The sequence below is a fragment of the Brachybacterium sp. GU-2 genome (assembly GCF_030866705.2).
In the GTDB taxonomy this organism is placed as follows: Bacteria; Actinomycetota; Actinomycetes; order Actinomycetales; family Dermabacteraceae; genus Brachybacterium; species Brachybacterium conglomeratum.
Window position 1 is genome coordinate 2,254,956 of record NZ_CP133037.2, and the last position, 22,441, is coordinate 2,277,396.

The 22,441-nt window shown below is 71.1% G+C and carries 18 protein-coding genes, 1 pseudogene and 1 riboswitch; of the genes and pseudogenes, 8 read left to right on the top strand and 11 right to left on the bottom strand.

All coding sequences use genetic code 11. The features are described 5' to 3' along the window. Nucleotides 1-347: 347 nt before the first annotated feature. From ribH to dnaA, 8 genes and pseudogenes are all read right to left on the bottom strand, one after another. Nucleotides 348-830: a 6,7-dimethyl-8-ribityllumazine synthase gene (gene ribH, locus RBL05_RS10290; protein ID WP_308741182.1), complete on the bottom strand. Its 483-nt coding sequence runs from the start codon at nucleotides 828-830 to the stop codon at nucleotides 348-350. Then, entirely contained in the window at nucleotides 827-2,176 is a 1,350-nt protein-coding gene (ribB, locus tag RBL05_RS10295) for a 3,4-dihydroxy-2-butanone-4-phosphate synthase (protein ID WP_318603629.1), read from the bottom strand. Before ribB ends, ribH begins: the two co-directional genes overlap by 4 nt. After that, entirely contained in the window at nucleotides 2,173-2,811 is a 639-nt protein-coding gene (locus RBL05_RS10300; protein WP_308739567.1) for a riboflavin synthase, read from the bottom strand. Before RBL05_RS10300 ends, ribB begins: the two co-directional genes overlap by 4 nt. 17 nt (nucleotides 2,812-2,828) lie before the next feature. Next, complete coding sequence (gene ribD, locus RBL05_RS10305; protein ID WP_308739566.1) at nucleotides 2,829-3,944, bottom strand: bifunctional diaminohydroxyphosphoribosylaminopyrimidine deaminase/5-amino-6-(5-phosphoribosylamino)uracil reductase RibD; 1,116 nt, start codon at nucleotides 3,942-3,944, stop codon at nucleotides 2,829-2,831. Nucleotides 3,945-4,058: 114 nt separating this feature from the next. Continuing rightward, nucleotides 4,059-4,188, bottom strand: a riboswitch (FMN riboswitch). 232 nt (nucleotides 4,189-4,420) lie between these two features. Beyond that, a complete protein-coding gene (locus RBL05_RS10310) occupies nucleotides 4,421-4,969 on the bottom strand; it encodes a DciA family protein (RefSeq protein WP_308739565.1) in 549 nt (182 codons plus the stop codon). Between the two features lie 263 nt (nucleotides 4,970-5,232). Continuing rightward, nucleotides 5,233-6,492 carry a DNA replication/repair protein RecF gene (gene recF, locus RBL05_RS10315; protein WP_308739564.1) on the bottom strand — a complete coding sequence of 420 codons (1,260 nt, stop codon included), beginning with the start codon at nucleotides 6,490-6,492 and terminating at the stop codon, nucleotides 5,233-5,235. Nucleotides 6,493-6,511: 19 nt separating this feature from the next. Further along, nucleotides 6,512-7,636, bottom strand: a complete 1,125-nt coding sequence (gene dnaN, locus RBL05_RS10320; RefSeq protein ID WP_308739563.1) for a DNA polymerase III subunit beta — start codon at nucleotides 7,634-7,636, stop codon at nucleotides 6,512-6,514. A 487-nt stretch (nucleotides 7,637-8,123) separates the two neighbouring features. Then, nucleotides 8,124-9,794 (bottom strand): annotated as a pseudogene (dnaA, locus tag RBL05_RS10325) (chromosomal replication initiator protein DnaA); the annotation flags it as partial. A 475-nt stretch (nucleotides 9,795-10,269) separates the two neighbouring features. Between dnaA and rpmH the strand changes: the two are divergent. The 7 genes from rpmH (at nucleotide 10,270) to RBL05_RS10365 (ending at nucleotide 14,652) form a co-directional block, all read left to right on the top strand. Continuing rightward, nucleotides 10,270-10,407 carry a 50S ribosomal protein L34 gene (rpmH, locus tag RBL05_RS10335; protein WP_010552021.1) on the top strand — a complete coding sequence of 46 codons (138 nt, stop codon included), beginning with the start codon at nucleotides 10,270-10,272 and terminating at the stop codon, nucleotides 10,405-10,407. 35 nt (nucleotides 10,408-10,442) lie between these two features. After that, complete coding sequence (gene rnpA / locus RBL05_RS10340) at nucleotides 10,443-10,811, top strand: ribonuclease P protein component (protein WP_263310760.1); 369 nt, start codon at nucleotides 10,443-10,445, stop codon at nucleotides 10,809-10,811. Then, the gene (gene yidD / locus RBL05_RS10345) at nucleotides 10,808-11,131 is read left to right on the top strand and encodes a membrane protein insertion efficiency factor YidD (RefSeq protein ID WP_263310759.1); all 324 of its coding nucleotides are present in this window, start codon (nucleotides 10,808-10,810) and stop codon (nucleotides 11,129-11,131) included. Before rnpA ends, yidD begins: the two co-directional genes overlap by 4 nt. An 85-nt stretch (nucleotides 11,132-11,216) precedes the next feature. Beyond that, a complete protein-coding gene (yidC, locus tag RBL05_RS10350; protein ID WP_308739561.1) occupies nucleotides 11,217-12,320 on the top strand; it encodes a membrane protein insertase YidC in 1,104 nt (367 codons plus the stop codon). 64 nt (nucleotides 12,321-12,384) lie between these two features. Then, nucleotides 12,385-13,062: a protein jag gene (locus RBL05_RS10355; protein ID WP_308739560.1), complete on the top strand. Its 678-nt coding sequence runs from the start codon at nucleotides 12,385-12,387 to the stop codon at nucleotides 13,060-13,062. An 8-nt stretch (nucleotides 13,063-13,070) separates the two neighbouring features. Next, nucleotides 13,071-13,736: a 16S rRNA (guanine(527)-N(7))-methyltransferase RsmG gene (gene rsmG, locus RBL05_RS10360; protein ID WP_308739559.1), complete on the top strand. Its 666-nt coding sequence runs from the start codon at nucleotides 13,071-13,073 to the stop codon at nucleotides 13,734-13,736. Beyond that, on the top strand, nucleotides 13,723-14,652 hold the full coding sequence (locus RBL05_RS10365; RefSeq protein WP_308739558.1) for a ParA family protein: 930 nt from the start codon (nucleotides 13,723-13,725) through the stop codon (nucleotides 14,650-14,652). The genes rsmG and RBL05_RS10365 overlap by 14 nt, the downstream gene beginning before the upstream one ends. A 13-nt stretch (nucleotides 14,653-14,665) precedes the next feature. Here the strand turns inward: RBL05_RS10365 and RBL05_RS10370 are convergent, their stop codons facing one another. Then, nucleotides 14,666-15,889 carry a hypothetical protein gene (locus RBL05_RS10370; protein ID WP_318603631.1) on the bottom strand — a complete coding sequence of 408 codons (1,224 nt, stop codon included), beginning with the start codon at nucleotides 15,887-15,889 and terminating at the stop codon, nucleotides 14,666-14,668. A gap of 367 nt (nucleotides 15,890-16,256) precedes the next feature. Here RBL05_RS10370 and RBL05_RS10375 point away from each other — a divergent pair, with 367 nt between their 5' ends. Continuing rightward, on the top strand, nucleotides 16,257-17,006 hold the full coding sequence (locus tag RBL05_RS10375) for a ParB/RepB/Spo0J family partition protein (RefSeq protein ID WP_318603632.1): 750 nt from the start codon (nucleotides 16,257-16,259) through the stop codon (nucleotides 17,004-17,006). Between the two features lie 3,771 nt (nucleotides 17,007-20,777). Here RBL05_RS10375 and trxB read toward each other — a convergent pair. Beyond that, the gene (trxB, locus tag RBL05_RS10380) at nucleotides 20,778-21,851 is read right to left on the bottom strand and encodes a thioredoxin-disulfide reductase (RefSeq protein WP_308739555.1); all 1,074 of its coding nucleotides are present in this window, start codon (nucleotides 21,849-21,851) and stop codon (nucleotides 20,778-20,780) included. A gap of 85 nt (nucleotides 21,852-21,936) precedes the next feature. Next, nucleotides 21,937-22,434 (bottom strand): hypothetical protein, encoded by a 498-nt coding sequence (locus tag RBL05_RS10385; RefSeq protein WP_318603633.1) that lies wholly within the window; start codon nucleotides 22,432-22,434, stop codon nucleotides 21,937-21,939. Nucleotides 22,435-22,441: the final 7 nt, after the last annotated feature.

Here is a 22,441-nt window from a genome sequence, read left to right on the forward strand (position 1 = left end):
TGTCCCTGCGGCCCGACGCGTGCGGGATCCACGGGAGCTCCTCGCGCACGCGCGCGAGCGGCACCCGCAGGCCTCGGCGATCGGGCCGACGGCATCGAGGTGACCGGGCTGCTTCGACCCCGGTCGACGTCGGCCGAACCGCCGTCATTCTATCGGAGAACGGGTGCTGGGCCTATTCGACGCCCCGTTCCTGTGGACGACGCGACGCTGACCCCGTCCCAGACGCTCCGTGACGGCCTCTTCAACGCGCTCCGGGAGCCTCGGATGGGGGCGGGTACGCCCGAGGGGGTCCGGAGGCGGCACGGGCGCGCCTGGGATGTCCGCTCCCGGGAGTCCCGCGACGGGGCTCAGCGGGCGGCGTCCGGGAGCCCCGCGAGCACCTCGGCGGTGGCGAGCGCCGCCGCGGCCGCCTCGTGCCCCTTGTCCTCCACGGAGCCGGGCAGGCCGGCCCGATCCCGCGCCTGCTCGTCGGAGTCGCAGGTCAGGAGCCCGAAGCCGACGGGGACGCCGTGGTCGAGGGACACCCGGTTCAGCCCGTCGGTCGCCGCGGAGCAGACGTAGTCGAAGTGCGGGGTGCCGCCGCGGATGACGACGCCGAGGGCGATCACTGCCTCGTGGCCGCGGGCGAGGCGGTCCGCCACCACGGGCAGCTCGAAGGAGCCGGGCACGCGCACCAGGGTGGGCCTGTCGATGCCGGCCTCGGCGCAGGCGCGCAGGGCGCCGGCGACCAGGCCGTCCATCACCTCCTCGTGCCAGGACGCGGCGACGATCGCGACGCGGGCGTCGGGGCGGGCGGTGATCTGCGGGGTGGGGGCGCCGTGGCCGCTCATGAGGTTCCTCCGGGGGTCGTGACAGGGGCGGTGGTAGTGGTGGGGTCGAGCGCGGGAAGCCCGGTCAGGTGGTGGCCCAGCCGGTCCCGCTTGGTGGTGAGATACGCGAGGTTCTCGGCAGTGGGGTGGGCCTCGAGGTCGAGGACCCGGTGCACGCGCGTGCCGCCGGCGCGCAGGGCGTCGGCCTTCTCGGGGTTGTGGGTGAGCAGGTCGATCGCGGTGACGCCGAGGTGCTCGAGGATCCGCGGAACCGCGGCGAAGCTGCGCTCGTCCACGGGCAGTCCGAGGTCGAGGTTCGCCTCGACGGTGTCGCGGCCCGCGTCCTGCAGGGCGTAGGCGCGCAGCTTCTGGACCAGGCCGATGCCGCGGCCCTCGTGCCCGCGCAGCAGCACCAGCACGCCGCGGCCGGCGGTGGAGATCCGGGCGAGGGACTCCTGCAGCTGGGGTCCGCAGTCGCAGCGCAGCGAGCCGATCACGTCACCGGTCACGCACTCGGAGTGGACGCGCGTGAGCACGGGCTCCTCCCCGGTGACGTCCCCGGCCACGAGCACCAGGTGCTCCGCCGTCCCCTCCCGCACGGCGAGGGCGCGGAATGCGCCGTGGGCGGAGGGCAGCGGCACCGCCTCGGTGAACTCGAGCAGCGCGGGGACCGACCCGGCCAACGCGCCCGACGACGGGTCGGCCGGTGCGGCGGACGGCACTGCCGGCAGGAGCGGCGCCGCCGCCTCACCGATCTCCCGCCGGTGCGCGGCGAGGTCCTCGATGGAGATCATGGCCAGTCCGTGCTGGTCGGCGAAGGCGCGCAGCGCTGGGCCGCGCTGCATGGTGCCGTCGTCGTGGACGAGCTCGACGATCATCCCGACCGCGGGCAGACCTGCCATCCGTGTGAGGTCCACGGCGGCCTCGGTGTGGCCGCGCCGCTCGAGCACGCCGCTGGCCTTCGCCCGCAGCGGCAGCACGTGCCCGGGCCGGATCAGGTCGGTCGGGACTGCGGCGGGATCGGCGAGGACGGTGAGGGTGCGGGCCCGGTCCGCGGCGGAGATGCCGGTGGTGACCCCCTCGGCCGCGTCGACGGTCAGGGTGTACGCGGTGCGGAAGGGGTCCGCGTTGTCGGCGACCATCAGCGGCAGCTCGAGGGCGTCGGCCCGCTCGGCGCTCATCGGCGCGCACAGCAGCCCGCTCGAGTGCCGGACCGCGAAGGCGACCTGCTCGGGGGTGGCGGTCGCGGCGGCGAGGATCAGGTCGCCCTCGTTCTCGCGGTCCTCGTCGTCCACCACCACGACGGGCCGGCCGGCGGCGATCTCCGCGATCGCGGCGGGCACGGGATCCAGGCGCAGGCCGGTCATCGTCCCTGCTCCGTCCCGGTCACGGCCTCCGGGGCGCGCGCGGGCAGCAGACCGGCGGTGAGCTTCTCGACGTACTTCGCGAGCACGTCGACCTCGAGGTCCACGCCCTCGCCGACGGAGCGGGTGCCCAGGGTGGTGCGCTCGAGGGTCTCGGGGATCAGGCCGATGGTGACCTCGTCGCCGTCGATCGCGGCGACGGTGAGGCTGACGCCGTCCACGGCGAGGGAGCCCTTGGGCGCCACGTAGCGGACGAGGCCGCCCGGCAGGCGCAGGCGCAGCAGGGTGGTGCCGTCCTGCTCGTCGCGGGAGAGGATCTCGCCGACGCCGTCGACGTGGCCCTGCACGATGTGCCCGTCCAGGCGGCCGTCGGCCCGCACGCAGCGCTCGAGGTTCACGCGGTCGCCGGGGCGGAGCGTGCCGAGCGTGGTGGCGGCGAGGGTGGTGGCGATGACGTCGGCGGTCCACGTCTCCCCGACGACGGCGGTGACGGTGAGGCAGCAGCCGTTGACGGCGATCGAGTCGCCGAGCGCGATGCCCTCGAGCACGCGCGGGGAGCGGATCCGCAGGGCGGCGGGGTCGGCGCCGAGGTCGAGGGCTTCGACGGCGCCGAGCTCCTCGATGATTCCGGTGAACATGGTGGTGTCCTTCCTGGTCAGGCCGGGGTGGGAGTGGTGAGGGGGCGGAGGGTGAGGCGGAGGTCCCTCGCGCCGCCCGGCGTGGGCAGCGGGGCGACGTCGACCAGTTCGAGGTCGAGCCGCTCGGCGAGGGTGGTGATCCCGAGGTCGGCGACGCCGGGGCGGCCGGCGCCGAGCAGGGTGGGAGCGAGGTGCACGATCAGCTCGTCGACGAGCCCGGCGCGGAGGAAGGCGGCGGCGAGGGTGGGCCCTCCCTCGAGCAGCACGTGCCGGATCCCGCGGTCGAAGAGCGTCGCAAGCGCGGCCGACGGGTCGCGCGTGGGCAGGTGCAGCGCCTCCCCGGCGCCCTCTATCGCGGGGAGGTCCTCCACCTCGGAGGTGCCCATCACGACGCGCAGCGGCTGGCGGGCGTGGAGGGTGCCGTCCGGCCGACGGGCCGTCAGCGTCGGGCGGTCGCTGCGGGCGGTGCCGGTGCCGACGAGGACGGCGTCGCAGGTGGTGCGCAGCCGGTGGACCTCCTCGCGGGCGGCGGGGCCGGTGATCCACTGGCTGGTGCCGTCGGCGGCGGCGGCGCACCCGTCGAGGGTGAGCGCGGTCTTCGCCGTGACCAGCGGCCGGGACGCGCCGAGGCCGTGCTCCCAGCCACGGTTCAGGGCCGCGGCGGCCGCGGAGAGCTCGGCGGGGACGTCGCCGACGACCTCGACCCCGGCCGCGCGCAGGCGGTCGATGCCGCCCGCGGCCTGCGGGTTCGGGTCCTGCCTCGCGACGACGACGCGGGAGATCCCGGCCTCGAGGAGCGCCTGGGTGCAGGGACCGGTGCGGCCGGTGTGGTCGCAGGGCTCGAGGGTGACCACTGCCGTCGCGCCGCGCAGAGTCGCGGCGGCTCCCGGCAGCTGCCGGGCGCGGGCGAGGGCGTCGGCCTCGGCGTGGGCGGTGCCGGCCCCGCGGTGACGGCCCTCGGCGAGGACCGTCCCGTCGGCGGCGAGGAGCACGCAGCCGACGCGGGGATTCGGGCCGAACGGCACGGCGGGGTCCGCGGCGATCTCGAGCGCGCGGCGCAGCGCGGCGGTCTCCGCGGAGGTGATCCCTGGCCGGTCGCTTGGCGGGGCGTCCTGCGTGGTGCCGGGGTCCATGGCCTCTCCTCCGTCCGCTGCTCGCGATCCCGGAGGGAGAGGAAGAGAGGGGACGACGTCACCGGGGGCGCCGGCCGGGCCCAGAGGGTCGGCAGGTACGCCAGGCGACGTCGACCGCGTGCGCTTCCCATCCGGACTCTCACCGTCGGTCCAGGAGTTCCACCTGGTCAGCCTCGGGCCATGGGCCCTCGGGTCGCGGACTGTCACCGCCGGCTCGGAATTTCACCGACCCCAGTGCACGCGAGCATCATCAGCTCGTCGAGAGCACACCGTAGCAGGGGCGGCCGGGAGGATGACGGCGGATGAACGCCCGATCAGGCTCCACCCACCCGCTGACCTCCTACCGCTCGTCCCTCGCAGCACGTCGCTCGGGCTCCACCCACCCGCTGACCTCCTACCGCTCGTCCATCGCAGCACGTCGCTCAGGCTCCACCCACCCGCTGACCTCCTACCGCTCGTCCCTCGCAGCACGTCGATCAGCCATACGTATCCCGGGGGCCGCGCCAGGTCACCGTCCGTCGACCCTTCTTCCAGCTGCGCTCGGCGGCGGCCGGGCCGGTGACCTTCAGCTCCGAGACGACGTGGGAGCCGACGTGCTCCTCGATGGTGGTGATCAACTGCGGGGTGAGCATCCGCAGCTGCGCCGCCCACGCCGAGGAGGAGGCGCTGACCACGAGCACCCCGTCCTCGAAGGAGACCGGCCGGCAGTGCGTCGCGAGCCTCTCGCCGACGATCACGTCCCACTCGTCCAGCACCCGTCCGGTGCTCATCCCGGCGTTCCAGCCGAGGTTCCCCAGCACCTTCTTCAGCACCAGCTCGATGCCCTGCGGGTCCCGCGGGTCCGGGCGCGACCCGGAGTAGCCCGGCGCCCGGCCGGACCGGTCGCGCACATCCCTGGCCTGCGTCTTCGCGGAGATCGGGAAGAGGCCGCGGTCACGGGCGGCAGCACGGGAGCGGTTGACGGTGCGGCGGGCGAGCTCGAAGGGATCCACCGGCGCCGGCAGGTCCGGCGGATCGTAGAGCACCTGCTCCTCGCGGTCGGGATCCCCGGGGGCGACGGGCGTCCGTGCCCCGGAGCGGGACGCGACGGGCCCACCAGCCCCCTCGGCGCCCGGCCGCGCTCCACCGCGGGCCCGCTCGGCACCGTCCCCGCCGCGGGCACCACCCCGCGGGGGCGCGGCGGCCGGAGCCGTCGGCGAGGACGCCTGCTCCTCGGACCCCGCCGCTGCCCCACTCCAGGTGCCGAGCCCGTACGGGTTCGCGATCCTCGGGCGCGGAGCACCGCCGTTCATCGCAGCCCGCCCCCGCTGCGCGGGACCGCCTCGCCGAGCGTCACGTCGACCACGTGGATCTCGCCGTCGAGGGAGGCGGGGATGTCGGTGTCGTTCGCGGTCGTGATCAGCACCTGCGAGGCGTCGGTGACGATCCGGCCGAGCCGCTCGCGGCGATGCACGTCCAGCTCGCTGAAGACGTCGTCGAGGATGAGAATCGGCTCGCCGTCGCCGAGGTCGCCCTCCTCGAGACGCAGCAGGTCGTAGCTGGCCAGGCGCAGGGCGAGCGCGAGAGACCAGGACTCGCCGTGGCTCGCGTAGCCCTTCGCGGGGAAGTCGTGCAGGCGGATCTCGAGGTCGTCGCGGTGCGGCCCGGTGAGGTTCGTGCCGCGGTCGATCTCCTCGTCGTGGCGTGCGGAGACCAGGGCGAGCAGGACGTCGTGGATGTCGCGGGTGCCGGGCAGCTCCCCGGGCGCGGCGCCGAGCTCGTCGAGCACGTCGGAACGGTAGCGGACGTCCGCCGGGGAGGCGACCTCGCCGCGCTGGTCAGGGGGCAGGTCGAGCGCCTGCTCGGCCCCCTCGTCGGTCGAGACCCGCAGGTAGGAGTACCCCAGGTGCGGGCGCAGACGGTTCACGAGGTGGAGCCGGGCACGCAGCAGCTCGGCGCCGTGACGGGCGAGCTGCTGGTCCCAGACCTCGAGCGTGGAGGCCGCGGACTCGGCCGGGTCCAGCCCGCCGACGCTGCGCCCCGAGCCACCCCGCCGCATCGAGCGCATCTGCTTGAGCAGGTTGCCGCGCTGCTTGAGGACCCGGTCGTAGTCGGCCTTGATCGACGCGAAGCGGGGCGCGATCTCGAACAGGAGCTCGTCGAGGAAGCGGCGCCTGCCCTCCGGATCGGCCTTGACCAGTCCCAGGTCCTCCGGGGCGAAGAGCACTGCCCGCACCTCGCCGAGCAGGTCGCGCAGCCGGGAGACGTTCTGCCCCTGGAGCCGGGCGCGGTTCGCCTTGCCGGGGGTGATCTCGAGGTCGATCTGAAGGGGCCGGCCGGCGCGTTCGAAGCTCGCACGGACGATCGCGGTGGACTCGCCGCGGTGCACGAGCGCGGCGTCGTGGGGGACGCGGTGGCTCGAGAGCGTCGCGAGGTACCACAGCGCCTCGACGATGTTGGTCTTGCCCTGCCCGTTCGGGCCCACCATGACGGTGATGCCGGGACGGACGGGCAGGCTCAGCTGCCGGTAGGAGCGGAAGTCGGTGAGTTCGAGGGCGGTCAGGTGCACGGAGGGAGCTCTCCCTCCCTCAGATCCGCATCGGCATGATGAGGTACCGGTAGGAGTTGTCGGGCTCGCCCTCGAGCGAGTCCTGCCCGGTCATCACCGAGGGCTTGATCGAGTCGGTGAAGGTCAGGCGGGCGAACTCGCTGCCGAGCGCGCCGAGGCCGTCGAGCAGGAAGCCCGAGTTGAAGCCGACGACGAGGTCCTCGCCCTCGAGCTGCGCCTCGAGCACCTCGCTGGCCTGAGCGTCGTCGCCGGCGCCGGCCTCGAGCGCGACCTGGCCCTCGGAGAACGACAGGCGCACCGGGGTGTTCCGCTCGGCGACCAGGGAGACGCGCTTGACCGCGTCGATCAGCGCGCCGGTGGAGACGACGGCGGTGATCGCGGTGGTCTCGGGGAACAGTCGTCGCACCGGCGGGTAGTCGCCGTCGACGAGGGTGGAGGTGGTGCGGCGGCCGCCGGCCTCGAAGCCGATCAGGTGCGCGGAGTCCTCGTCGGACAGCGCGATCTCGACGCCGCCGCCGGTCGCGAGCGAGCGGGCGACCTCATGGAGGGTGCGGCCGCGGACCAGGGCGGTGAGCTCGGCGCCGGGCGACGAGGGGTTCCAGGTCAGCTCGCGCAGCGCCAGGCGGTAGCGGTCGGTGGCCATCAGGGTCATGGTCTCGCCGCTGATCTCGACCTTCACACCGGTCAGCAGCGGGAGGGTGTCGTCCTTCGAGGCCGCGACGGTGACCTGCGAGATCGCCTCGGAGAACACGTCGGCCGCGACGGTGCCGGCGACCGGGGGCATGGTGGGCAGCTGCGGGTACTCCTCGACCGGGAGGGTCGCGAGCGCGAAGCGGGCGCTGCCGCAGCGGACCTGGAGCTTCGTGCCCTCGCGCGCGACGGTGACGTCCTTGTTCGGCAGGGCACGGACGATGTCCGAGAGCATGCGCCCCTGGACCAGCACCTCGCCCGGCTGCTCGATCTCCGCCTCGAGACGGATCTGGGCGCTGACCTCGTAGTCGAAGGTCGAGAGCTGCAGCTCGCCGCCCGCATCGGCGACGATGCGCACGCCCTGCAGGATCGGCATCGCCGGACGGACAGGGAGGGTGCGGGTGGCCCAGGAGACGGCGTCGCCGAGGACGCCGCGGTCGAGGTGGAACTTCACCGTTGCCACTCCTTCGCAGTGGTCGAAAGCCTGATCGTGATCGAACGGTGGACAGCGTATCGGTTCCCGGAGCCCTCCGACGACACACCGCCGCAGATCCTTGACTTCCGCCCCTGCTCCTCCGTGCTCCTCGGCCGCTGCTGCCGGCCCCCGCCCTCCACATCCACGACGAGCAAGAAACTACAGACCTCATCATCACGGCTGTGGATCTCGTGGATAACCGACATCTCAGCAGGTCACAGCCGACACTGTCGACGTGGACGACTCGTCGACAATCACAGGAAGCTCGTGCACGACCTGTGCACGGATCGCCGCCGCCGTCAGATTCCTGTCATTCCTCCGTGCACATCGCCTCCTGCGCAGATGCTCGCCTTTCCACACTGTCCACAGAGTTATCCACAATTGGGGAGAACGTCGGCCTCACCTGGGATGACATTTTCCGGCGCGCTCACGCGGTCGGCTGCGTCACTGCCGCGTCAATCCCGAGTCACTGCCGGGCCGAGGAGCTCGAGCTCTTGATCCTCGCCGTGAGCTCCGTGACCTGGTTGAAGATCGCCCGACGCTCCTTCATCAGCTCGCTGATCTTCTTGTTCGCGTGCATGACGGTGGTGTGGTCGCGGCCGCCGAACTCCTCGCCGATGCGGATCAGCGGCATGTCCGTCAGCTCCCGGCACAGGTACATGCCGATCTGCCGCGCGGAGACGAGGCGCCGGCTGCGGCCGGTGCCCACGATCTCCTCCACCGACAGCCCGAAGTAGGTCGCGGTCTGGGCGATGATCGTCGAGGCCGTGATCTGCGCGCCGTCGTCGTGGGAGAGCAGATCCTTCAGCACGGACTCGGCGAGGGTGACGTCCATCGGCTGGCGGGAGAGGGAGTGCAGCGCCTGCACGCGGATCAGCGCGCCCTCGAGCTCGCGGATGTTGGTGGCGATGTGGCTGGCGATGTACTCCAGCACGTCGTGCGGCACCTCGCCGGTGTTCTCCTGGGCGACCTTCTTGCGCAGGATCGCGATGCGGGTCTCGAGGTCCGGCGGCTGCACGTCCGTCATCAGGCCCATCTCGAAGCGGGAGCGCATCCGGTCCTCGAAGCCGCCGAGCTCCTTCGGCGGCAGGTCCGAGGTGATCACGATCTGCTTGTCCGAGTTGTAGAGCGTGTTGAAGGTGTGGAAGAACGCCTCCATCGTCTCCGGTGCCCGCTGCAGGAACTGGATGTCGTCGATGAGCAGGATGTCGATGTCGCGATAGCGGCGCTGGAACTCCTGCGCCTTGCCGAACTGGCCGGACTGCACCGAGTTGATGAACTCGTTGGTGAACTCCTCGGAGTTCACATAGCGCACCACGACGTCGGGGTAGAGGCTCTGGGCGTAGTGGCCCACCGCGTGCAGCAGGTGGGTCTTCCCCAGACCGGATCCGCCGTAGATGAACAGCGGGTTGTACGCCTTCGCCGGCGTCTCCGCCACGGCCGACGCGGCCGCCTGCGCGAAGCGGTTCGAGGAGCCGATCACGAAGGTGTCGAAGGTGTACTTGCTGTTCAGGCGCGAGTCCTCGCCGAGGGTCGAGCCGCCGACGGGGGTGGGTCGGCGCGGGGCCGGGCCCGGGGAGGGGGCGGAGGCGCCGCTGAGCGCGGACATCCCCGCGTAGGCGCTGGGATCGTCGGCCGCGGAGCCGTGGAACTCGTCCTCCCCCGGCCGAAGTGCGAGGCGGCGGAGGCGGCCGAGTCCGAGGTGCTGCTCGAGGGCAACGCGGGCCGGCCGGAGGCGGACTCGGACGGGAGCACGGTGCCGCGTCCACGACGGAAGGGCGGGGTGTGGACATCCCCCGTGGAACTGTCCACATCGCTGTCCACAGGATGTGCACTGCGGTCGGTGGAGGAGGAGGTCAGCGGCGTTGCAGGGGCCTCGTCCTCGTCGTCCCCCTCCAGCAGCAGCGACTCGTCGACCGTCACGGCGAAGCGAAGGTCCTTGCCGGTGGCCTCGCTGAGGGCGGCCTTCAGCGAGCCCGCGATCCGGTTCTCGATCAGCTCCTTCGCCGAGGTGGAGGGCACGGCGAGCAAGGCGGTGTCCGCGACCACGGCCATCAGGCGGGAGAGGGTGAGCAGGGCCATCACGCGCTGGGAGACGGTGTCGTCGCGGCGCAGGATGCTCAGCGTGCTGTCCCAGATCGCGTCGGCGTTCGCCTCCGGCATCAGGTGTCCCCCTCAGGTCTCGGGCGCGGGTCGCCACAGTTTTCCACATTATCCTCACCGCTGTGGATCGCCGATGTGGACAACAGGTCGGGGTTCCGCCTCCGACGTGACCGGGACGACCGCGACGATGTGAGCGGCGCCGCCCCGCCGGGCGCCCCCGGGCCGGAGGGGCAGGACCCGAAGGGCACGACGGGCTCTCGGGGCCGTCACGACACGCCCCCGGAAGTGAGAATCGGGCCACAACCGGCCCTCAGCGGGGCTCCTCCGTTGACCCCGTGCACCCCCGCGCCTAAAATCGTGCAGTCAGCGCTGCGCGCCGCCCGACGGCACCGTCCCGATGTGGGACACGGCAGCCGCCCCGCCCCGGCGGGTGCGCCCGGACATCCGTTCGCGCAGCAGACCACACGCCACCGCGAGGGGCACGCCCGTGCCCACGATCGAGGAGAACCATGAGCAAGCGCACGTTCCAGCCGAACAACCGCCGCCGCGCCAAGAAGCACGGCTTCCGCGCCCGCATGCGCACCCGCGCCGGCCGCAGCATCCTGAACGCCCGCCGCGCCAAGGGCCGCGCCGAGCTCTCCGCCTGAGACGACGGTGACCAGGGCCGAGGCGTCACGTCGTCGTGTACTGGTCTAGTCGCCGGCTCCACAGCGGCGACGAGTTCCGTGCGGTCACCCGCGGTGGCGCGCGCAGCGCTCGATCCCACGTGGTCGTGCACCTGACCCTGCTCACGCAGGGCGAGGAGGCACCCCGCGTGGGATTCGTCGTGTCCAAGAAGATCGGCAACGCCGTGGTGCGCAACCGCGTCACCCGGCGCCTGCGCGAGATCGTGCGCCCGCATCTCGAGACCCTCCCCGCCGGCAGCGCGATCGTGCTGCGGGCGCTGCCGGGCATCGAGGCGCAGCCCTTCGCCGAGCTCCGCGAGGACGTGGACTCGGCGCTCGCCTCCGCCTCCCGCAAGCTCGCCCGCCGCGAGGAGCGGTCGCGGTGAGCGCCGGCCCGCCGGAGCGCGCGCGAGGTCGCGAGAACGCGCTGCGCCGATTGGGACGCCTGCCGCGCCGGCTGCTGATGCTGCCGGTGCGCGGCTACCAGGTGGGCATCTCGCCCTACACCCCGCCCGCCTGCCGCTACGACCCCGTCTGCTCGCAGTACGGCATGGACGCCCTGCGCACGCACGGAGCCCTGAAGGGGACGCTGCTGACCACCTGGCGGATCCTCCGCTGCAATCCCCTCACCCGCGGCGGGCTCGATCCGGTCCCGGCGCCGGGCATGTGGAGCAATCCACGCCGACTGCGGCACCCGGCCCCCTAGGGCCTACCCTTGACCGAGACTCCCGACCACAGCCGGCACCTCGCATGAACGACATGCGCATCCGTGCGGCAGGAAGACCAGGCCGATGAATCCCCTGTACCCGATCGAGTGGGCCGTCGCATGGCTCATGGTGAAGTTCCATGCGCTCCTCTCGCTGTTCATGGAGGCGGACTCCGGCATCACCTGGGTGCTGTCCATCGTCGGCCTCACCGCGGTGGTCCGCACCCTGATCATCCCGCTGTTCGTGCGCCAGATCCGCGCCTCGCGCGCGATGCAGATGGTCTCGCCCGAGCTGCAGGCCGTGCAGAAGAAGTACAAGGGCAAGACCGACCAGGAGTCCCGGCAGAAGATGGCCGAGGAGACCATGGCGGTCTACAAGGAGGCCGGCGCCAGCCCGTTCTCCTCCTGCCTGCCCGTGCTGCTGCAGATGCCGATCTTCTTCGGCCTGTTCCGAGTGCTCTACAACAAGCTGCCCGACGCCGCCGAGGGCGAGCCCTTCGGGCCGCTGACCACCGAGCTGGCGCAGAGCGCGAGCAACTCGACGATCGTCGGCGACGTCACGATCGCCGACAGCTTCCTGAACTCCGGCGACGGCGGGATCACCACCAAGATCGTCGCCGGCATCATCATCGCGGCGATGTGCGCGGTCACCTTCATCACGCAGAAGCAGCTGACGATGAAGAACATGCCCAAGGCCGCCCTCGAGGGCCCCATGGCCAGCACCCAGAAGATGATGCTGTACATGCTCCCGTTCATCTACGTGATCACGGGGCCGGGCATGCCGATCGGTGTGCTCATCTACTGGCTGACCACCAACGTGTGGACCTTCGTCCAGCAGTACATCGTCATCCGCGCGACCCCCACCCCCGGCTCCGACGCGGAGAAGGAGCGCCACGAGCGCATCAACGCCAAGCGCGAGCGGAAGGGTCTGGAGCCGCTGGACTTCACCCCGCCGAAGAAGGTCTCGGAGCCTGATCCCGAGCCCGAGCGGCAGATCCGCGTCCAGCCCTCCGCGAAGAACAAGGGCGGCAGGAAGCTCTCCGACGAGGAGAAGCTGCAGCGCGCCCGCGAGGCCCGCGCCAAGGCCGCCGAGGAGCGGCGCAGGGCGCAGGAGGAGTCCGGTGACTTCCCGGTGCCCTCGCCGAAGAGCTCTCCCCTGGAGAAGGGCAATAAGAAGCGGAAGAAGTGACCTCACGGCCCGGGAGCACGGTCGCTCCCGGGTCGTCCATCCCTGCATTCCCGGAGGACCCTGAATGAACGAGACCATCACCGATCCGTCGTCGGCCGACGAGACCGCCGCCGAGCAGGCGCACGAGGCCACGGACGCCCCGGCCGCCGAGGCGGCGGAGACCGCCGGCTCCGCGGAGACCGCCGGCTCCGGCGAGGCCGCCGAGCCGCAGCACGCGGGCGAGAGCGGGTCCGAGGACGAGGACGGCGCCGAGTCCGACGCAGAATCCGACGAGGAGCGCCTGCGCCGCCTCGAGGAGGAGGGCGACATCGCCGCCGACTACCTCGAGGAGCTGCTGGACATCGCGGACCTCGACGGCGACATCGACATCGACGTGGACGGCGACCGCGCCTCCGTGGAGATCCGCGGCGCGGACCGTCTCGCGCAGCTGAACCGCCCCAAGGGCGAGCTGCTGGACGCCCTGCAGGAGCTGGCGCGCCTCGCGGTCCAGACCCGCACCGGTGCCCGGTCGCGCCTGATGCTGGACATCGGCGGCTTCCGCGCCGAGCACAAGGGCGGGCTCGAGGAGCTCGCCGCCTCCGCGATCGCCGAGGCGAAGGAGTCCGGGCAGCCGGTCCCGCTGCGGCCGATGAACCCCTTCGAGCGCAAGGTCGTCCACGACGTCGCCAAGCGCGAGGGGCTGCGCTCCGAGTCCGACGGCGACGGCAAGGGCCGTCACGTCGTGATCTACCCGGCGTCCTGAGGCCTGCCGTGACGACGCTCCCCGCATCGCTCCGGCCCCTGGCCGGGCGCCTCTTCGGCGACCGGCTCCAGCTCGCCGAGCGCTTCGCCGCCCTGCTCGCCGAGCAGGGTGCCGAGCGCGGTCTGATCGGACCGCGCGAGGTGGAGCGACTCTGGGAGCGCCACCTGCTCAACTGTGCGCTGATGGCCGACGCCATCGACCCGTCGGTCAGGACCCTGGCCGACGTCGGCTCCGGGGCCGGGCTGCCCGGCGTCGTGATCGCGATCGCCCGCCCCGAGCTGAAGGTGACGCTGATCGAGACGATGCAACGTCGCACCACCTGGCTCGAGGAGGTCGACGCCGAGCTCGGCCTCGGCCTGGAGGTCGTCCGCGCCCGTGCCGAGGAGCTGCACGGTGAGCGGGAGTTCGAGGTGGTCACCGCCCGGGCCGTCGCGGCGCTGGACAAGCTGGCCCGCTGGACCCTCCCTCTGGTGCAGGAGGAGGGGCTGCTGCTGGCGATGAAGGGCTCGTCGGCCGCTGACGAGATCGAGAAGGCCGAGAAGGTGCTCACGAAGCTCGGCGGGATCGACCCCACCATCACCCGGTACGGGATGGGCGAGGTCGAGGTTCCCACTACAGTGGTCCAAGTGCGTCGCCGGCCGAAGGCGAGCAGGAAGGGAGATGCGCGTGGCTGAGAAGCGCGAGGGCTCCTCCCAGGGGGCGGGGTCGATGGACGACACCCCGCTGATGCGCGAGCTCACCCGGGACCACGCCCGCCGCCGGCAGCTGGAGGAGGTCGAGTTCACCTCCCCCGAGCACACCAGGATCGTGACCATCGCGAACCAGAAGGGCGGGGTGGGGAAGACCTCCACCACCGTGAACCTCGCGGCCGCGCTGACCATGGGCGGCCTGCACGTGCTCGTGATCGACGCCGACCCGCAGGGCAACACCTCCACGGCGCTGAACATCGAGCACCATGCCGAGGTGCCCAGCATGTACGAGGTGCTGGTCGAGTCGGCGCCGCTGTACGAGGTGGTCCAGGACGTCCCGGACATGGAGCGCCTGCAGTGCGCCCCCGCGACGATCAACCTCTCCGGCGCCGAGATCGAGCTGGTCTCCCTCGTCGCCCGCGAGAACCGGCTGCGCAACGCCATCCGCGAGCACCTCGAGGAGCGGGAGGCCCAGGGCCTGCCCCGCCTGGACTACGTGCTCGTCGACTGCCCGCCCTCCCTCGGCCTGCTCACGGTCAACGCGCTGGTCGCGGCCCGTGAGGTGATGATCCCGATCCAGGCCGAGTACTACGCGCTCGAGGGCCTGACGCTGCTGTTGAACAACATCGACCTGATCCGGCAGCACCTGAACCCGGATCTCGTGGTCTCCACCATCCTGCTGACCATGTACGACGCGCGCACGCGGCTCGCCGCACAGGTCGCCCAGGACGTGCGGGACCACTTCCCCGACCAGACCCTCGAGACCACGATCCCGCGATCGGTGAGGATCTCCGAGGCGCCGAGCTACGGCCAGACCGTGCTCACCTACGATCCCGGCTCCAGCGGGGCGCTCGCCTACCGGGCGGCGGCCTTCGAGCTGAACTCCCGCCCCGCTCCCTGACCTCGACCTCCCCTCACCGCGCGATGTCGCGCCCGGCACGGAGGTCACCCCGACGGTGACGACATTTCTCGGAAGGACAACGGCCATGACGCAGAAGCGAGGACTCGGCAGAGGTCTCGGCGCCCTGATCCCGGGGCAGGCTCCTCGCCCGCTCCTGAGCAGGAGCTGCGCACGCGCTCCCGTCCGCAGGAGGAGGGCGGCTCCGCCGCGTCGAGCACTCGCCCCGTGGACATGTTCTTCTCCGGCGAGAAGGTCTCCTCCGAGGACGCCCCCAGCGGGGCGGCGCCCGTGACCTGGCGACTGGCATGGCGCGCGCCGCCGCCGAGCGACGCGGCCGCACCGCGGGCCGCTCCGGCAGCTCGTCGACCGCGAAGCGCTCCGGCGCCGCGACCTCCTCCGGTGGCGCGGACGCCGGCGGTTCCGCCGCCGGGACGGCCACCGAAGCCTCGACGACCTCCAAGGGCACCGCGGCGAAGCGCGGCGCGTCGAGCTCTGCGGGCACCGGGTCCCGTTCGACCGCGTCCAGGCGCACCGCGTCCAAGGGGACCGGCACCGCCGCGAAGGGCACCACGTCGAAGAGCACCGCGTCGAAGGGCACTGCGTCGAAGAGCACGACGACGAAGAACACCGCGTCGAAGGGCACTGCGTCGAAGGGCACCTCGGCGACGTCCGAGCCGTCGACGACCGCGAAGGGCTCGGGAGCCGCGAAGAGCACCGGGACTGCCAAGAGCACCCCCTCGTCCAGGACCTCCTCGCCCGCGAGGAGCACCTCCAGCTCGAAGGGCGCCTCCTCCCCGGCGAAGGGATCCACCGGCGCTAACAGCAAGGCCGGCGCGAAGAGCGCGGCCGCGCCCACGGCCGCCGCCGAGTCGACCGGCCCCGCGGAGGGCACCGCCGCCTCGAAGGACGCGAGCACGACCCCTCGGACCACCTCGGCGCCGACCGCTCCCACCCCCGCCCCCGCGACGGGCGGAGCGGTCGACGAGACCGCTGCGATCAGGACCGACGAGGTCCCGAGAGCCGCCTCCTCGACGACCGAGCAGGAGCAGGCTTCTTCGCAGGCCGCTCCTGCCGCCGCGGAGAACGAGGCGACGGTCCCGGCGTCGAGCGCGCAGGATGCGCAGCCCGAGACCGCTGACGCGCCGGAGGAGGCCCCGCGGGCCGCCTCCGCGGAGTCGGAGACCCCCGCGCGCGGCGAGGACAGCCCGGTCGTCGACGTCGAGGCGGTCGAGTACACCCGAGTGCGCGACACCGCCCCGTCGGAGGACGCCGAGCCGGCAGCGCCTGCCGAGCCCTCCACGACCGAGCAGTCTACTGCCACCCCTCAGGAAGCCCCTGCCCCTGAGAACAGCTCCGCGCCGGCCGACGAGCCCTCTGCGACCGATGAGTCCTCTGGGACGGACGCCGAGCCCACAGCTGCGGTCGTACCCGATGAGGATGCGCGCGACGATGGCGGGGAAACGCCTTCCGACGCTGCCGGACAGTCCGACGCCGGCTCGGAACGAGCTCCTCTCGAGAGCCAGGGCCTCGTCAGCGTCCCGGGCGCGGAATTCGCGGAGATTCCGATCCACGAGGTCCGGGAGAACCCCCGCAACCCGCGCACCATGTTCGACGAGGAGGAGCTCGACGAGCTCGCGCACTCGCTTCGCGAGGTCGGCGTGCTTCAGCCCGTCGTGGTGCGCCCGATCCCGGTCACCGAGGACGGGGAGTCCTTCGAGCTCGTCATGGGCGAGCGCCGCTGGCGCGCCGCTCGCCGTGCCGGCCTCACCGCCATCCCCGCGATCATCCGCGAGACCAGCGACGACGACCTCCTGCGCGACGCGCTCCTCGAGAACCTGCACCGCACCCAGCTGAACCCGCTGGAGGAGGCCAACGCCTACCAGCAGCTGCTCGACGACTTCGGCTGCACGCAGGACGAGCTGGGAGAGCGCATCGGCCGCTCTCGCCCCCAGATCACGAACACGCTCCGCCTGCTGCGGCTCCCCGCCCTCGTGCAGCGACGTCTCGTCAGCGGGGCGATCAGCGCCGGCCACGCCCGTGCGCTGCTGTCGCTTGACGACCCGGCCCTCATGGAGGAGCTCGCCCAGCGGATCGTGAGCGAGGGGCTCTCCGTGCGCGCCGTGGAGCGTCTGGTGGCACAAGGCGGGCAGCAGCAGGCTCCCCGCACCGTTCGCCGCAGCACCTACGACCCGCACGTCGTGGACCTGACGAGCCGGCTGTCGAACCGTCTCGAGGCGCCCGTGCGCATCGATGTGGGCAAGCGCAAGGGCAAGATCACCCTCGAGTTCACGAACCTCGAGGACCTCGAACGCCTCATGGAGAACATGGGCCTGGAGCTCCCGGCCTCGGAGTGAGTCGGGGAGTGCGGGGTCCGGCCCGCACCCGCTCGCTGGAGCGCTGACGTGCTGCGGCGTGAAACGTGCGCCATGCCGTCGTCCCGATGACGAGGGCGTTCCTCTCCTGACCGACAATAGCGTGCTCGTCCCGTCCCCCTCGCCGGTCGAACTCCCCGTTCGCCCGTAAGAGCACCAGCACGCCGAGGGGGCCCTTCAATGAAAGGGCCCCCGCTCTAGCGTGAGCGGCGTCACAGTTCAAACGGATCTGACATGGCCGCTGCATGTGCCATCTCCGGTCGGTGCACGCGGTGTGGACGCACGCGTCCTCCATTTCCCCCGCAGCCTCACATCACCCCGCACCGGGGCGTGTTGCCCGTGCCATCGGTGCAGGCCAGAGTGCTGAGCGGAGCTTGTCCACCGTTGTGCACAACTCTGTGGACTGCGCTGCTCCATCGGGGAGCGGATGTCCACAGTTGTGTGCACCCTTGTGGAAGCGGAGTCAGTAGGCGCCGCTGTTCCTCGTGGTTTCGCGGGAAACATCTAGCTCCTCGCGGCAGATTCTCAACGGCCTCAGCGGTCGGCGCAGAGATGCTCCGCGTCCCGCGAATGCCTGCGCGAGCATATGATGCCATTTATGCAGCGCCGGCTTCGGCTGACTCCCTCCCCTGTGGAGTTCCACGGGAAACCGAGTCGAATGGTCCTGGGACGAGCATTCCAGAGCTCGCAGTGGATGATCTTCGAAGGAGGAGAGTCCGCCGCTTCCGGGGGACGGGCTGCCTCGCCTCTGCCGTGCCTGTGGCTCCCACGTGGAACCGGACTGTCGCGGGGACGAATGCCGAATCTGTTGCAGTGCCCCCGTCATGCCGCCTTACCCACCGCTCTGTTTCACGCGAAACGCTGGCCGAAGTCCGCCGACCAAGGCCTTCTGACCGCTCGTCTGTCACTTCGCGCGACATGGGACGTGTCATAGGCAGAGTTCCGGTGTCGCGTCTGTGGTCGAAGCCGCGGTAGGAAGTAGTTTTACGTGAACCGTCACTGGGTCGCTTCCCTCTCCGAGGTGTCAACGTCGCCCACTCTACGCACTACGATCGACGTCAGCGCAGCGGGGCAGAGCCCGCTCTGGAGGACCGCACAACCCTCGGGCCGCTGACGTTTCCCGCGAAACACACGTGTCCGGGCACGATTGACTCCATCGCGGCGGGCGCCCTAGTCCGCGGCGAGGGTGCATCGTGAACTAGTGATCCACGTGAAACAAGCTGGTGAGCCCTTCTCTTGTGGGTGCAGCAGGATCGAGACCGACCCGGGTAGGACGCGTTCACTCTCCCGATCGCAGTGAGTGCGTGGCGCGACCCGCATCAGAAGTGAACGGGAAGTGGACCTGCACCTCGTTTCGCGTGAAACATCGGCTTGGCAGGCGAAGCCGCTCGCGACGACTGTATGGCGTGTCCGGCCGAATGCGATCGAGCAACCGCATGTGCGTTGCCGGAACTCGGCCTTTGAGGTTTCGCGTGGAACTGCTGGTTGTGACGGTGATGCTGTACGGCCGCGCGTCCGGCTGCACCGGGCCTCGATGAAGCGTCCGGCCTTGGGCTCGTCGCTTCGTGTGCGCATCCCATGTGGCCGTATGCACGCTTAGCCGGATGACCTCTCAACCGTCGGTCCTATGGCAGCTTTTGCTGTGAAACATGGTGTGGGAACTCCCCGGATAGGTCTGCGAAGGCCGCTTCCCTCTGTGGATCTACGTGGACCGCGCGACGCCAAGGAGCACCTGACGATTGCGGGCCGCGGCTCGCGTTCAGTGGGATGTGGATGAGTTCCCCGTGGAACGCTGATGGGTACCGACTCCGGCATCGTGTGCCGCAGCCTAGAGGCGTGCGATCCGCTGTCCCCTGGACAGAGCCTGCTTCACGTGAAACCCGCACGACGGCAGTGCGTCGGGGCGGTCACTACACCCGCAGCACGACTGGCAGTTTCCCGTGAAACGGCGCGCGCGGGGGCTCTGCAGGTCGTCAGTTGCAAACCCTGCTTCGCCTTCCCATCCCGTGCTGTCGACTGTGCGGCTCCGTCTCGCCAGAAGTGGCTGGTCCCCTGAGGTGGTGGGCTCGGCGTCACGTCGAACTTGTACTGCGCTCTGTGCAGTCTTGGACCTGTTCGTTGCACATGGAACGGCTGTGTGGACTATCCAGCCGCGCGGAGAACATCGGAGGGGCGGCGGCAACTCCAGTACCTCATGACCAACGACTGACGCGCTACCCCCCTGACGTGGATGCGTCCTCAGCCAGCAGCTCTGAGCGCACACGTATTCCGCCCAAGCGAGTGTGTCTCCTGCGAGACACCGTTCGTCGTGAAACCGCCGGGAAGCGCACGTCCCGCCCAGCGGATCGCTGAGCGAACGCCTTCGCGGTCCGCGGACGCCTGACTGAACTGATCAGGAGAGTTTCACGGTAAACACTGCGCGGTGATGGTCGACGGGCCAGGGGGCCTGGCCGGTCGAGTCACACGTGACGTGCTCACTCTCCTCCCACCGCCAACCCCTGTGCTTTTCCGGGCGGCACTGCTCCTGTGGATCGGGCATGGAGCGCTGCTTCCCGTGCACCGGGCGAGTCAGTGGCCTTCCGCGCGGAAGCAGTGCGGCACCGAGCTTGGAGTGGTGTTCGTCGTCTTGATGTCTGCATGATGGCGGCGGATGCCCACGGGAGCGGAGTGGTGCGGCGCGCGTCCCCCTCCGCCTGCCTTGTGATTCACGTGCACCATCGGCATTCATGCACAGTGTGCAGAACCCTGTGGACAACTGCAGCAGACCAACCTCCCAGAATATGACCTAAGATACATCGGGCCCTGCAGCACATCCTGGAGCGGACGTCAGCTGAACTGCAGATCTGCTGGACCCGCAGGTCAGGGGCATTTCCGTGACGAAGGTCGTGGTCAGAGAAGTTCCACCGTCATCCACACCCAGTTGTGGATAACCTTGTGGAAAGACGAGGACAGTTCTGTGGATAGCCATGTGGATATCGATGTGGACATACCGTCCGTGCACGTCAGCGAGTGCGGTTGCACCTAGGTTGACACGACGTGGACAACGCCTTGGATGACACGCATCGTCGGGCTCAGCGCGAGTCCGTCGCGTCGGCCGCGGCGTCCACCTCGCTGGGTGCAGCCAGATGCGGACACGGCAGCATGTCGTCGGGACGTCGCCGCCGACAGCTCGTCCTGCCCGCGGGCGCGAAGGCACGGTCTCGAGACACCGGTGCTGCCGCGGGCGATCCCGCGGCCGCAGAGGCTCCCCCTCAGCTCGCCTCGGGCCCGAGCTCTGCGTGCACGACGTGCTTGGGCAGCGCTCCGCTGCGCCGGTGCGTGAGCCGCCACGGGCCGTCCACGACGAGCTCCTCTCCCCGGGGGTGAGGCCGTGCAGCTCGCTCTGCTCGCCGTCTTCGTCGTCGGTGACGAAGCGGAGCCAGGTGGGAAGGTGCTCGATAGCCCAGCGGTCCAGGAAGGCGTCCTCCGGGTCCTCGACGAGGAGGCACTGCATGGAGGTCCCCCAGCGCCGGGACAGCTCCCTGAGCAGCGTGGGGGCGGGACGGGACGGCGCCGCCCAGTGCGCGCTCACCAGCACGAGCACCGGCACCCGCTCCGCGTCCCGCGATGCGTCAGGCGGGCCCTCGCCGTGGGCGCGCTGCTGCGCGGGCAGGACGACGTCCGCCCTCCCCGCGGTCCCCCGGGAGGGGACGCGAGGAGGGCGGACGGGCGACTCGGCCTCGGGCACTGCCGGCTCGGGCACCGCCGGGACGGTCACTGCGAGACGGCCTCCACCACGGGCTGCTCGGCGTCGGCCGCGGCGTCGATGCCGGCGGCGCGGTCGGCGAGCCAGCGCTCGGCGTCCAGCGCGGCCTGGCAGCCGGTGCCGGCGGCGGTGATGGCCTGGCGGTAGGTGTGGTCCACGACGTCGCCGGCGGCGAAGACGCCGGGCACGGAGGTGAACGTGCTGCGGCCCTGGCAGACGATGTATCCCTCGTCGTCGAGCTCGAGCTTGCCGCGCACCAGGTCGGTGCGGGGCAGGTGCCCGATCGCCTCGAACACCGCGGAGGTCACGAGGTCGCGCTCCTCCCCGGTGACGGTGTCGCGCAGGGTCACGGACTCGACCTTGTCCCGGCCGTTGATCCGCACGATCTCGCTGTTCCACGCGAAGGAGAGCTTCGGATCGGCCTCGGCGCGGCGCGCCATGATCTTCGAGGCGCGCAGCTCGTCGCGGCGGTGGACGAGGGTGACCGACTTGCCGAAGCGCGTGAGGAAGGTGGCCTCCTCGACGGCGCTGTCGCCGCCGCCGACCACGACGATGTCCTGGTTCTTGAAGAAGAAGCCGTCGCAGGTCGCGCACCAGCTGACGCCCTTGCCGGAGAGGTCCGCCTCGCCGTCGATGCCGAGCTTGCGATAGGCGGAGCCGGTCGTGATGATCAGCGACTTCGCGCGGTACACGGTGCCGTCCTCGAGAGTCACCTTCTTCACGTCGCCGTCGAGCTGCAGATCCACGGCATCCTCGTAGACGACCTCGGCGCCGAAGCGCTCGGCCTGCTCCTGGAAGGAGGCCATCAGCTCGGGACCCTGCACGCCCTCGGGGAAGCCGGGGAAGTTCTCGACGTCGGTGGTGGTCATGAGCGCACCGCCCGCGTCGAGGGCGCCCGCGATGACGATCGGCTTCATCTCGGCGCGCGCCGTGTAGATCGCGGCGGTGTAGCCGGCCGGGCCGGAGCCGACGATGACGACCTCGTGCACGGTGCCGTCGTCGTTCGCGACGGGCTGCACGAGCGGCTGCGCGGCCGGTGCGGGGCCGCCGAGGATGTTGAGGGCCTGGATCGGCTGGGTCATGAGGGTGTCCTTCCGTGGAATGGGGCGGAGGCGGTCGGCGGGAGGACCGTCGTCCAGTATGGGGGCTGGGGAGCGGCCGACGGGGTCAGAGCGAGCCGATCATCACGTGCCCGGCCCAGAGGCGGTCCTGTCCGGGGTCCTCGTCGTTCGCGCCGGTCCCGCAGGTGGGAAGCACGACCGTCGCGGAGATGATGCCGCCGTTCGCGCGCAGGGTGTCGCGGTCCACGGGGCCGTGGACGAGCAGCCAGCCGGTGGTGTCCTCCCCGCCCCATGAGACCTCCTCCATGATCAGGATCGATTCGGTGATGCCCTGCTCCTGCAGGCACTGCGCGGCATCGAAGCTGGTCATCGGCTGGATCGTGCCGGTGTCGACGAGCCGTTGGACCTCGGTGCCGAGGGTCGCCTCAGTGACAACGGGGAGACCGGTCGAATTCTTCCCGGTGCCCGAGGCGGAGTCGACGGAGGCCCCGGCCATGTGGGAGGCGCTGGTCGTGGACTGCTCCAGAGCGGTGGCGAGCTGCACGCCGAGCAGTGCCGCGATGACCAGGGCGAGGATCATCATCGGCAGCGGGATGCCGAGCACCGAGCGG

What these genes read in the sequence shown, in the direction of transcription:
- trxB (WP_308739555.1), bottom strand. Translation starts at nt 21,851, where the DNA reads ATGACCCAGCCGATCCAGGCCCTCAACATCCTCGGCGGCCCCGCACCG.
- RBL05_RS10355 (WP_308739560.1), top strand. Translation starts at nt 12,385, where the DNA reads ATGAACGAGACCATCACCGATCCGTCGTCGGCCGACGAGACCGCCGCC.
- ribH (WP_308741182.1), bottom strand. Translation starts at nt 830, where the DNA reads ATGAGCGGCCACGGCGCCCCCACCCCGCAGATCACCGCCCGCCCCGAC.
- yidC (WP_308739561.1), top strand. Translation starts at nt 11,217, where the DNA reads ATGAATCCCCTGTACCCGATCGAGTGGGCCGTCGCATGGCTCATGGTG.
- RBL05_RS10375 (WP_318603632.1), top strand. Translation starts at nt 16,257, where the DNA reads ATGTTCGACGAGGAGGAGCTCGACGAGCTCGCGCACTCGCTTCGCGAG.
- rpmH (WP_010552021.1), top strand. Translation starts at nt 10,270, where the DNA reads ATGAGCAAGCGCACGTTCCAGCCGAACAACCGCCGCCGCGCCAAGAAG.
- ribD (WP_308739566.1), bottom strand. Translation starts at nt 3,944, where the DNA reads ATGGACCCCGGCACCACGCAGGACGCCCCGCCAAGCGACCGGCCAGGG.
- ribB (WP_318603629.1), bottom strand. Translation starts at nt 2,176, where the DNA reads ATGACCGGCCTGCGCCTGGATCCCGTGCCCGCCGCGATCGCGGAGATC.
- RBL05_RS10365 (WP_308739558.1), top strand. Translation starts at nt 13,723, where the DNA reads ATGCGCGTGGCTGAGAAGCGCGAGGGCTCCTCCCAGGGGGCGGGGTCG.
- RBL05_RS10300 (WP_308739567.1), bottom strand. Translation starts at nt 2,811, where the DNA reads ATGTTCACCGGAATCATCGAGGAGCTCGGCGCCGTCGAAGCCCTCGAC.